This is a genomic window from Enterococcus rotai (assembly GCF_001465345.1).
Lineage (GTDB): Bacteria > Bacillota > Bacilli > Lactobacillales > Enterococcaceae > Enterococcus_L > Enterococcus_L rotai.
In genome coordinates this window covers 1,927,428-1,937,099 of record NZ_CP013655.1, presented here as the reverse complement: position 1 = coordinate 1,937,099, position 9,672 = coordinate 1,927,428, and the positions used below count along the sequence as shown (strand labels likewise).

General features: G+C 36.1%; 14 protein-coding genes, 1 tRNA gene and 1 other annotated feature. Of the genes, 2 read left to right on the top strand and 13 right to left on the bottom strand.

Features of this window, described 5'->3' with window-relative positions; genetic code table 11:
* Positions 1-32 precede the first annotated feature (32 nt).
* The 3 genes from ATZ35_RS08940 to ATZ35_RS08930 all read right to left on the bottom strand — a co-directional run bounded on the left by ATZ35_RS08940 (position 33) and on the right by ATZ35_RS08930 (position 1,442).
* On the bottom strand, positions 33-179 hold the full coding sequence (locus ATZ35_RS08940; RefSeq protein WP_208926945.1) for a hypothetical protein: 147 nt from the start codon (positions 177-179) through the stop codon (positions 33-35).
* A 233-nt stretch (positions 180-412) separates the two neighbouring features.
* Positions 413-817, bottom strand: a complete 405-nt coding sequence (locus ATZ35_RS08935) for a pyridoxamine 5'-phosphate oxidase family protein (protein WP_086280063.1) — start codon at positions 815-817, stop codon at positions 413-415.
* 148 nt (positions 818-965) lie between these two features.
* The gene (locus ATZ35_RS08930) at positions 966-1,442 is read right to left on the bottom strand and encodes a DUF2798 domain-containing protein (protein ID WP_208926944.1); all 477 of its coding nucleotides are present in this window, start codon (positions 1,440-1,442) and stop codon (positions 966-968) included.
* Between the two features lie 221 nt (positions 1,443-1,663).
* Between ATZ35_RS08930 and ATZ35_RS08925 the strand changes: the two genes are divergently transcribed.
* Positions 1,664-1,918, top strand: coding sequence for a hypothetical protein (locus tag ATZ35_RS08925; RefSeq protein ID WP_244148136.1), 255 nt, complete (start codon positions 1,664-1,666; stop codon positions 1,916-1,918).
* Positions 1,919-1,999: 81 nt separating this feature from the next.
* On the opposite strand, the gene rpmA is transcribed toward ATZ35_RS08925, so the two are convergent.
* From rpmA to rplU, 3 genes are read right to left on the bottom strand one after another with little or no spacing between them, the layout of a single operon-like run.
* On the bottom strand, positions 2,000-2,287 hold the full coding sequence (rpmA, locus tag ATZ35_RS08920) for a 50S ribosomal protein L27 (protein WP_010764016.1): 288 nt from the start codon (positions 2,285-2,287) through the stop codon (positions 2,000-2,002).
* A 12-nt stretch (positions 2,288-2,299) separates the two neighbouring features.
* Positions 2,300-2,644 (bottom strand): ribosomal-processing cysteine protease Prp, encoded by a 345-nt coding sequence (locus tag ATZ35_RS08915; protein WP_208926943.1) that lies wholly within the window; start codon positions 2,642-2,644, stop codon positions 2,300-2,302.
* A 33-nt stretch (positions 2,645-2,677) separates the two neighbouring features.
* Positions 2,678-2,986: a 50S ribosomal protein L21 gene (gene rplU, locus ATZ35_RS08910; RefSeq protein WP_010762829.1), complete on the bottom strand. Its 309-nt coding sequence runs from the start codon at positions 2,984-2,986 to the stop codon at positions 2,678-2,680.
* A 19-nt stretch (positions 2,987-3,005) separates the two neighbouring features.
* Positions 3,006-3,085: a sequence feature (ribosomal protein L21 leader region), on the bottom strand.
* Between the two features lie 171 nt (positions 3,086-3,256).
* Here rplU and ATZ35_RS08905 point away from each other — a divergent pair.
* Positions 3,257-3,330, top strand: a tRNA-Arg gene (locus ATZ35_RS08905).
* An 83-nt stretch (positions 3,331-3,413) separates the two neighbouring features.
* Here ATZ35_RS08905 and ATZ35_RS08900 read toward each other — a convergent pair.
* The 7 genes from ATZ35_RS08900 to ATZ35_RS08870 all read right to left on the bottom strand — a co-directional run bounded on the left by ATZ35_RS08900 (position 3,414) and on the right by ATZ35_RS08870 (position 9,650).
* The gene (locus tag ATZ35_RS08900; protein WP_208926942.1) at positions 3,414-5,300 is read right to left on the bottom strand and encodes an ABC transporter ATP-binding protein; all 1,887 of its coding nucleotides are present in this window, start codon (positions 5,298-5,300) and stop codon (positions 3,414-3,416) included.
* Positions 5,293-7,029, bottom strand: coding sequence for an ABC transporter ATP-binding protein (locus ATZ35_RS08895; RefSeq protein ID WP_208926941.1), 1,737 nt, complete (start codon positions 7,027-7,029; stop codon positions 5,293-5,295). Before ATZ35_RS08895 ends, ATZ35_RS08900 begins: the two co-directional genes overlap by 8 nt.
* Positions 7,026-7,490, bottom strand: coding sequence for a MarR family winged helix-turn-helix transcriptional regulator (locus ATZ35_RS08890; RefSeq protein WP_208926940.1), 465 nt, complete (start codon positions 7,488-7,490; stop codon positions 7,026-7,028). The genes ATZ35_RS08895 and ATZ35_RS08890 overlap by 4 nt, the downstream gene beginning before the upstream one ends.
* A 162-nt stretch (positions 7,491-7,652) precedes the next feature.
* The gene (locus ATZ35_RS08885; protein WP_010762825.1) at positions 7,653-8,219 is read right to left on the bottom strand and encodes a hypothetical protein; all 567 of its coding nucleotides are present in this window, start codon (positions 8,217-8,219) and stop codon (positions 7,653-7,655) included.
* Positions 8,219-8,548, bottom strand: coding sequence for a collagen-like protein (locus ATZ35_RS08880; RefSeq protein WP_208926939.1), 330 nt, complete (start codon positions 8,546-8,548; stop codon positions 8,219-8,221). The genes ATZ35_RS08885 and ATZ35_RS08880 overlap by 1 nt, the downstream gene beginning before the upstream one ends.
* Complete coding sequence (locus tag ATZ35_RS08875) at positions 8,545-8,775, bottom strand: hypothetical protein (RefSeq protein ID WP_208926938.1); 231 nt, start codon at positions 8,773-8,775, stop codon at positions 8,545-8,547. Before ATZ35_RS08875 ends, ATZ35_RS08880 begins: the two co-directional genes overlap by 4 nt.
* A complete protein-coding gene (locus ATZ35_RS08870; protein WP_208926937.1) occupies positions 8,775-9,650 on the bottom strand; it encodes a phage baseplate upper protein in 876 nt (291 codons plus the stop codon). The genes ATZ35_RS08875 and ATZ35_RS08870 overlap by 1 nt, the downstream gene beginning before the upstream one ends.
* Between the last annotated feature and the right edge of the window lie 22 nt (positions 9,651-9,672).

Genomic DNA, 9,672 nt, shown 5'->3' with positions numbered 1-9,672 from the left:
AAACTCTACTCGTTTCCTGTTATTGTCTTCATTTAGCTAAGTATTTTTACTCGACCGCCGATTTTATCGGCAAATTTTTCTGCATAATGTTTATTTGGAAAGATTCGAACACGATTTTTATCCCTTGTACGTTGCCCGTCCTTACCAATATATCCATGTAATACTTTTACAGCGTACATGACCATTCCCCCTTTGCTTTATTATTAAGTGATGATAAAACTATACCCAAAAGAACTTAACTCAAACATAAAAATCTGCGAAGAATGTATGAAGATGTATTAAGAAAAAGCGAAGAACCTCTATATTTGTTTAAGAAGGACGCTTGCACTGGAACAATAGAAAAAGAGTTGAGCTATTACTCCTCTCAACTCTCTATATAGCTTATTATGTTAGACCTGCTCTTTTTCATTCTTTAAACGATAATGTCTTTTGTTTTTTTATCCATATGTATCCTAGCTGTCCATGTTTCAAAATTGACCAGTACAGGTTTTACATGATTCAATTCTTTCTGATATGCTGACAACTTGGGTTCGATTTCGTCTAATGACTCAATCTCTTCAATTATAAATTTCCCTTTTAAAAGCAAGCTTTCATGTTCAATTTCTTCATAGCAACAGACAGAGCCGTTTGGATTACATCGAATATTTTTAACTGTTTCACCATTTCCATCCAAATAAAATTGTAGCTTTAATAGCCCTTCTCTCCATAACGGTTCAGAAACAGTAATCACCGTTGGAAAATCACGCTGATCAATTGTTGAAATCAAAAATACTGTACTTGAATTTAATAACCTGACAATTCTCTCATGTATTTCCATTGCTGAGGTCCTCCTATTGATCAAGATTCTACTAATTATAACAATATTATTGCTTTATTGGAAAATTATACCCTTTTCCTTCTGATTTTTTCTTTTAAAACTCAAAAAGCAGAACAAAACGAAGTTCCATTCTGTCCTACTTATTAATTTAGTCATTCAATTCATTGCTCTCTTGTAACCAATTACTTTGGCGACTTACACTTAAAATCATTCTACAAACCGGTCCAACTACAAGTAGTTGTAAAGGTAAAGCCATAATCAAATTTTTAGCAAACGCACCAAGATAATAATTCAAGAAATTTTCTGTAAAGCCAAACTGCATAAGGACACCATACATTGACATAAAAAAGACCATTCCTAAAACCATACAGCTAGAAACAGCAATGATCAGATGGATTTTTTTCTCTTTATTAACAGGTAAAGCAAACGCAATTTTCTTCGCAGGTGATGAAACGACTAAAACATCTAATAGAAATGCTACGATAAATCCTGGCACTAATCCACCGAATAAATTACTTAACGAAAATTGACCATGTAATAAAAGATTGTAAGCACTCATTATAATCACCATAGAAAAACAGACAATCGTCGTGAAAAATAATCCTTCTTTTTTGTTTTGCGGCATAAAACACTCTCCTTTAATTTTTGTAGCAGAGTTTATGCTATCATAAAAAAAAAATTCTCGTAAGTTAAATTTTTTTAATTTTAGAGAAAAATCCAAAAATAATTTTTGAAGAAGACGAAATAGAGAACAAATGAACTATTCCAATCTATTAAAAACCATTATCCTTGATTTATTCCAGCTATTTTGTGATAAAATAAAGTTAAAATGATTGGAGAATAAAAATGATGTATGTAGGTTTTACTTTTATAAATGATATGCGTTTACAACAAGGACTTATTATGGAAATAGTATTGATTGCAGTTTTAATTTTAGTATTATTTTCAATTTTTGGTGGTAGGTCTAAAAAAGCGACTTATAGTTGGGAAAAGAAAAAAGGAGCAACTGTTTTCCCACTTATACTATCGCTGATTTTAATTGTGATTCTGATGGTTTATGTCTTTATTTCAATGTTCAATGGTTCTGTTATATCTTTTTGATTATATTTTAAGCATTTTTTATATGAAATAAAAAAGCTCTATCTCTTGTTTAACAAGAGATAGAGCTATTAAGTTCAATTATTATTGAGCTACTGGGTAAACAGACACTTGTTTTTTGTCGCGGCCTTTACGTTCGAAACGTACTACACCGTCAACTTTAGCAAATAAAGTGTCGTCTCCGCCGATACCTACGTTTGCTCCTGGGTAAATTTTAGTTCCGCGTTGACGGTATAAAATTGATCCACCAGTAACAGTTTGTCCATCAGCACTTTTAGCGCCTAGGCGTTTAGATTCTGAATCACGTCCGTTGGAAGTAGAACCTCCACCTTTTTTGTGGGCGAATAATTGTAAATTCATAGTTAATAACATAGTCTGCACCTCCTATTTTTCATTTATGGTTTTGACTTGAATAAATTCAAGACTTTCTTGCTCGATCGCTTGTAAACCTAATAAAAGATTTTCCAAGAGAATTTGGGCAATGTTGGTTTGTTCCTGATTGGCATTTGAAATCATTTCAACATAAAGGTAACCACCTTCATCTTCGTTAGTTTCAACAATCGGTTCAAATCCAGCTAGCGCATCAATTCCATTGACAGTACTGATCGTTAAAGCAGACACAGCTGCACAAACGATATCACTGCCATATGGACCAGATTCTGCATGCCCTGAGACTTCAAAAGAAACGATTTGACCTGCGTCATTTCGCTTAAAAGAACTTTTAATCATTGATAGGCCTCTTTCCTATGCAACTTAAAAGAATTATGCGTTGATTGCGTTGATTACAACTTTTGTATATGGTTGACGGTGACCTTGTTTGCGGTGAGTGTGTTTTTTAGGTTTGTATTTGAAAGTTACGACTTTCTTTTGTTTGCCGTGTTTTTCTACAGTTCCTTCGACAGTTGCACCTGCTACAGTTGGAGCTCCTACTTTCGTAGATTCGCCACCCACTAAGATAACTTCGTCAAAAACAACTTTTTCGCCAGCTTCTACGTCTAATTTTTCAACGTAAATTGCTTGACCTACCTCAACTTTTACTTGTTTACCACCAGTTTTGATAATTGCGTACATGCTATACAGCACCTCCTTCTTCTAGACTTAGACTCGCCATCCCAAGTGACAACAAGATTGTCATGCTTAAAAACTTGTTCTGTGCGGTTGTAGCTGTGGAGTCCACAATTACAACATTAATATTGTATCAAAATAAGAATACTGAGTCAATGAAAACTTGACTTTTCTCTTCTATAAACTTCTTTTCAAATTTTTTTGTTGTTATTTCTAATTTATGATTGACTTTGTTATGTATGTTCATTATAATAAATTCTGTTGCGTTAACATTTTGCGCCAATAGCTCAGCTGGATAGAGCACTCGCCTTCTAAGCGAGCGGTCGGGAGTTCGAATCTCTCTTGGCGTATTATTTTAAACGTTTATATCAAGAAAACACCAACTATTAGAATTTTTCTAACAGTTGGTGTTTTTTTATTTTCTACTTTCAAGCTATGAAAGCTCTACTTTGCCTGTATAGAGTTGATGGTAAATGCCTTTTTCTTCAAGTAAATCTTCATGACTGCCCCGTTCAATAATCCGGCCATGATCCATCACCATAATCGCATCTGAATTTTGAATCGTCGATAAGCGATGAGCGATAACAAATACGGTTCTGCCTTTCATCAAACGGTCCATTCCAGCTTGCACATGCTTTTCTGTTCTAGTATCAATACTAGATGTTGCTTCATCCAAAATCATAACAGGTGGATCTGCAATAGCTGCTCGTGCGATAGACAATAACTGGCGTTGCCCTTGTGACAAACCTTCGCCATCACCCGTGATCACCGTATCGTATTTATTCGGTAGATTATTAATGAAATCCTCGGCATTGGCCAGTTGTGCTGCGTTAATCACATCACTATCTGATGCATCTAGCTTACCATAACGAATATTTTCCCGAATCGTTCCGGTAAATAAATGAGTGTCCTGCAAAACAATCCCTAACGACCTTCTCAACGAGCTCTTTTTAATCTTTTTCACATTGATTCCATCATAGCGAATTTTGCCTTCTTGAATATCATAAAAGCGATTGATCAAGTTGGTGATTGTCGTTTTACCTGCCCCGGTAGCCCCAACAAAGGCGACTTTTTGTCCTGGTTCTGCATAAAGATTGATATCTTTTAAGACACGATTTTTTTCTGTGTAACCAAAAGAAACATCTTCAAACCGCACATCTCCAGTTAATTCAGTATAGGTGACAGTACCGTCTGCATGAGGATGCTTCCAAGCCCAGATTCCTGTTCTCGCTTCACTTTCAACAAGATCTCCAGCTTCTCGCGTTACATTCACCAATGTTACATAGCCATCATCTACTTCTGGTTTTTCATCAATTAAACTAAAGATACGATCGGCTCCTGCTAAAGCCATGATCACAAAATTGATTTGTTGAGAAACTTGACTGATCGGCATATTCAATGAACGACTTAATTGAAGAAAAGACGCAATCATCCCAATGGTTAGACCTGAAACACCGTATACTGAAAAAATTCCGCCAACAACTGCTAAAAGTACATACTGTATATTTAGCAAGTTCATCATGATCGGCATTAAACTATTCGCGTATTTATTCGCTTTAGTCGCACTTTGCCGTAATTCTTCATTGATTTCTTTAAATTGTTTGATCGTTTGTGGCTCATGATTAAATATTTTCACTACTTTTTGACCATGCATGATTTCTTCAATATAACCATTAACACTGCCGAGATCTCTTTGTTGTTTGCCAAAATAACGGCTACTACGTCCGGCAATCATCCGAATTGTCACGATCATGATCGAAACAGAAACAATCACAACCAAAGTCAAGGGAACACTGATCGTAAACATCGCAATAAATACACTGACAAAACTAACCACGGCCATCACTAAATTCGGAATACTTTGAGAAATCATCTGCCGTAAGGTATCTGTATCATTCGTGAAATGACTCATGATATCACCATCAGAATTTGAATCAAAATAACCAATCGGCAAGGTTTCAAGATGGGTAAACATTTCATCTCGAATCGTTTTTTGGGTCCCTTCACTGATCCGCACCATGATCAAATTAGAGCATAGATTCGATATGATCCCAACAACATAAATCAGCGCCATCGTTGTGATTGCTTTTAACAATCCAGAGAAATTGGGGTTACTTTGTCCAAGTAGCGGAGTAATGTAATCATCGATCACTACTTGTAAAAATAAAGAACCTCGAACATTGGCAAACGTGCTTAAAAAAATGAGTAGCAGCACTAGTACCAGAAGAAACTTATTTTGTCTAAACATGTAGGCAAATAAGCGTTTCAACGTTTTCAAAGGATTTTGATTTTTACGAATTCCTTGTTGTTCATCACGCATCCTCTTCACCAAATCCTTTCGCTTGAGATTCATAAACTTCTTGATAAATCTGATTATTCGCTAATAATTCATCATGCGTTCCAATTTCATTGATCAAGCCTTTATCCATCACAATGATCCGATCAGAATCTTGAACAGACGACACTCGTTGTCCGATGATAAACGTTGTTGTCCCTGGAATCTCTTGACGCATTCCTTCACGGATCAACCGATCTGTTTTAGTATCAACCGCACTTGTTGAATCATCTAAAATCAAAATTTTGGGTTTCTTCAATAAGGCTCTGGCAATACATAAACGTTGCTTTTGTCCACCAGAAACGTTATTTCCTCCTTGCGAAATCAACGTATCATATTTATCAGGAAATTCTTGGATAAAACTATCCGCTTGCGCAATCTTACAGACTCTGATTAAATCTTCATCTGTAGCATCTTCATTTCCCCAACGTAAATTTTCTTTGATCGTTCCTGTAAATAGCACATTATTTTGCAACACCATGCTGACTTGATCACGCAATGATTTCAGATCATAATGCCGTACATCGTGTCCGCCAACTTCGACTGATCCTTGAGTAACATCATATAGTCTTGGGATCAGCTGAACCAATGTTGATTTAGAACTCCCCGTTCCACCAACGATTCCGATAACTTCACCCGATTTGATTTCCATATTCGCATGCATCAAGGCTAGTTTTTCAAGATCATTGGCATAGCTAAAACAAACATCATGAAAGCGAACCGAACCATCTGGAATTTCATAAAGTGGGTTTTCATTATTTTTTAAATCACTTTCTTCAGATAAAACTTCTGTGATTCGCTCAGCTGAAGTTCGTGCGATAAGAACAATCACAAAAACCATTGATAACATGTTTAAACTCATTAAAATCTGCATTGTATACGTAAACATGCTGACCAATTCACCAGTAGTCAACGTACTGCCAACGACAAATTTTGCTCCCAACCAAGAAATCAACAACATACAGGTATATACGGCAAACTGTAAAATCGGATTATTGAAGGCAACAATACTTTGGGCTTTTGAGAAGGTTTTGTAAATATCTTTAGAAACCGTTTTGAATTTCTCGTCTTCATGGTCTTCTCTTACATAAGATTTAACGACCCGAATTCCTTGCAAGTTTTCTTGAACTACGTTATTTAATTTATCGTAAATACGAAAAACTTTATTGAAATTAGGATGAGCAAAATAAATAACGAGCGCTAAACCGATCATCAAAAACGGTACAACACCTAAATAAATCAAAGACAGATCCTTGTTGATACTATACGCCATCGCTAATGAAAAAATCATGATCAATGGACTACGGACTAAAAGTCGAATAATCATTTGATACGCGTTTTGGACATTCGTCACGTCTGTTGTCATTCGTGTGATCAAACTTGAGGTAGAAAAACGATCAATGTTTGAAAAGGAAAAACCTTGGATTCGAACAAACAATTGATCTCGTAAATTTTTCGCAAATCCAGCCGAAGCAACAGCCGCATAACGACCTGACATCGCACCAAAAAATAACGCAATAATTGCACAAATAAATAAAATCGCTCCATACATTAAAATCGCTTTGGTGTCCCCTTTTTCAATCCCACTATCGATCATCATTGCCATGACTAAAGGGATAATGATGTCTAAAATAACTTCCCCAGTTACGTACAATGGCGTAATGATACTTTCTTTCTTGTAAACGCCTATATTGGCGATCAGTTTTTTTATCACGTAATCAACTCGCCTTCTTTTGATATTTTTTTACTGTTCTCAGAAAGTTTGTCCAATAATTTAAAAAAGATTACCAGTTCTTCTTCTGGGATCCCTTGAACGAGTAACTCATCGAATTTATGTAGCTTCACGATGTTTTCTTTGACCTTTTGTTGACCGAGTTCAGTCAATATGATTGTTTTGTAGCGATTGTCTTCTTTGCAACTGCTTCTTTCGATAAATAAGCGTTTTTCCATTGTTTGTAAAACGCCTGTAGCAGTGGAGCGCCGAATGTCAAATTCTTGTTCTATGTCTTTTTGGTAGACCGGTACTTGTTGGCTGTTGCGACGGTGGATAAAATTGAGGATGCGCATTTGGATGCTTGAGGATGCTTCGCCATCGTCTTCTTTTAAAATTTCTGCTGCTTTTCGGTTAAGTTCGTTGGCTAATATTCTGATTTTTAGACCGATTTTTCTGTCCATGATTTACCTCCTTTTTTAATAGTTCGGTTCCTAACTATAGTACGACAGGTATCGTGAAGTGGTCAAGAAAAATTTTTATAAAAAATATTCTAAGAAACACCATTCTTTACTAAAAAAAATGACCCAACTATTAGATTTCATCTAATAGTTGGGTCGCCTCATTTATACAAACTTATCATCAATCGGGTACGGATCATTTGTAATCCAAGTTGCTTCAACGTAAGAATTTCCGGTATTTACATCTCCAGTAAAAAATCGTAAACCGCTATCACCTTTATTCCATTCGACAAATCCCCAAAGTTTAGAACGGCTAACTGTATTCCACATTATACAACTACATGGCGTAATATAAAAATTTTCTGCATGTTGATCTATCATTTTGTATCCTTTAGGTAGTTTGTAAATCATTTGCCCATCATTGTTATTGCTTATCAAATTAATTCTTAGTTGTAATTTGACTAAATTGCCTACTCTATAAATATTACCGTATAAATTACCAAACGAAGCTGCATTACCTGTTCTATCAGCATTAGTAATTTCTTTAAAATAAGTTTTATTAACTATCTCACGGTTATTCACTTGTATACCATCTTTAAAATTCTTAACTCCTGCAATATCTTCATTCCCAGTCTTTTTCACCACTGTCTCATCAAAACCATCAATCGCACTTGTATGCGTCTTCGGGTAAAGTAAATTTCCTTTTTCTTCTAATTGTACAATATCTGCCATTATACTGCTCCCACCTTACTAAATGTTATTGTTGGTAATGTATCTAATTTTTTCTTATCCGCGGCACTCATTAGTCCATTGACTGTTTGTGTTGCTGCAGCTGTTGTTGTTGCGTTTGTTCCAGCTGGACCTTGAGGACCTGTAGCTCCAGTAGCACCTTTTAAACCTTGTGGACCAACCGCTCCTGTTGCTCCAACTGCACCTTGTGGCCCTGCAGGACCTGTATCTCCTTTTTCACCTTTGATTGTTGTGATCCCTTCAACTGCACTGACGTGTGTTTTAGGATAAACAACAGCTCCATCACTTTTTAATTCAACGATATCTGTCATACTGTTCCCACCTTATCTATTGTGATATTTGTGCCTTTAACTCCTAAATCCTTGGCCGTTAATGTAATATCGCCCGTTTTTCCGTTGATCGACGTTACGCCGGCTCCTACTGTTTCGATTTTATCTAAACCGAGGATTGCACTAACATGCGTCTCGGGAAATACTTGACGTTGTACGCCTGCTTCATCTGTTTCCATGACTTTTTTGATCTCTACTTCATGAGCCATTATACTGATCCCACCTTTCGAATAAAGAACGTATTTTGCTTTTGACTGTCGATCTCAGCTATAACCAAAGCCGATGTTTCTTTTTTATGAGTAACGGTTCTTACTTTAGTTACAGTATGATTCAAGCTAAACTTATCATCGCGAATTGTTCTAAGAACACCTGTCTCTCCACTTTTCAACGTAAAATGCGCTTGTTTTAGCTCTTCAATCAAATTCAAAAGGTTTCCTGCAACATTTTCGTCTAAAATCCCTTTGATTGTAGCAAACCATTGATCAAATGTAGCTCGTTGAACTTCCGTCCATTGATCATAGCGCTGTTGACTGGTTGTGATCCATGTCTGAAACTCTGCAATGATGCGCTGTAGCTCTTCTTGTGCGACTAGATACCAGTCATCATAAATCTCTTGGCAGGTTTTCACCCATTCTGTGAAATAGCGTAAAATCTCTTCAAATGTCCAAATGTAGTTACTGTCTTTGATCCCCTCATCGTAAATACTTTCTTTAACTTGGTAAGCAAAATCTCGAGTGGAAAATTGTTGTCGCCAACTGAGGTCTTTTTGAAGTTCCCTAAAACTGAAGTAGGCTGTATTTTCTCCTGTATTTTGCATATCATAATTGGTTAATGTGTATTGTAGTTTACCTTTTTTTGCATCAATGATTTTCGTGACTTTTTGCTCAGACAAACCAAGTCCGGCATGGTGTCCTTGTTTGACGCAGAAAAATGGGGTTAAATTTGAAATGTCTTTTGGTTTACCGTGTTCCGTGATCGTCACATCCAAGACTTGCGTTCCTTCGTCAAATTGGCGAATCATGATTGATGGAATATTGTCGTTTGGTTGTGTGATCGATAAAAAAATTGGATATATAATTGACATTTACTCACTCCTTTCTAAAAAT

Excerpts from the sequence above, each read along its gene's own strand:
- ATZ35_RS08935 (WP_086280063.1), bottom strand. The coding sequence starts at position 817 with ATGGAAATACATGAGAGAATTGTCAGGTTATTAAATTCAAGTACAGTA.
- ATZ35_RS08890 (WP_208926940.1), bottom strand. The coding sequence starts at position 7,490 with ATGGACAGAAAAATCGGTCTAAAAATCAGAATATTAGCCAACGAACTT.
- ATZ35_RS08870 (WP_208926937.1), bottom strand. The coding sequence starts at position 9,650 with ATGTCAATTATATATCCAATTTTTTTATCGATCACACAACCAAACGAC.
- ATZ35_RS08940 (WP_208926945.1), bottom strand. The coding sequence starts at position 179 with ATGTACGCTGTAAAAGTATTACATGGATATATTGGTAAGGACGGGCAA.
- ATZ35_RS08900 (WP_208926942.1), bottom strand. The coding sequence starts at position 5,300 with ATGCGTGATGAACAACAAGGAATTCGTAAAAATCAAAATCCTTTGAAA.
- ATZ35_RS08930 (WP_208926944.1), bottom strand. The coding sequence starts at position 1,442 with ATGCCGCAAAACAAAAAAGAAGGATTATTTTTCACGACGATTGTCTGT.
- ATZ35_RS08915 (WP_208926943.1), bottom strand. The coding sequence starts at position 2,644 with ATGATTAAAAGTTCTTTTAAGCGAAATGACGCAGGTCAAATCGTTTCT.
- ATZ35_RS08875 (WP_208926938.1), bottom strand. The coding sequence starts at position 8,775 with ATGGCTCATGAAGTAGAGATCAAAAAAGTCATGGAAACAGATGAAGCA.
- rpmA (WP_010764016.1), bottom strand. The coding sequence starts at position 2,287 with ATGTTATTAACTATGAATTTACAATTATTCGCCCACAAAAAAGGTGGA.
- rplU (WP_010762829.1), bottom strand. The coding sequence starts at position 2,986 with ATGTACGCAATTATCAAAACTGGTGGTAAACAAGTAAAAGTTGAGGTA.
- ATZ35_RS08925 (WP_244148136.1), top strand. The coding sequence starts at position 1,664 with ATGATGTATGTAGGTTTTACTTTTATAAATGATATGCGTTTACAACAA.
- ATZ35_RS08885 (WP_010762825.1), bottom strand. The coding sequence starts at position 8,219 with ATGGCAGATATTGTACAATTAGAAGAAAAAGGAAATTTACTTTACCCG.
- ATZ35_RS08880 (WP_208926939.1), bottom strand. The coding sequence starts at position 8,548 with ATGACAGATATCGTTGAATTAAAAAGTGATGGAGCTGTTGTTTATCCT.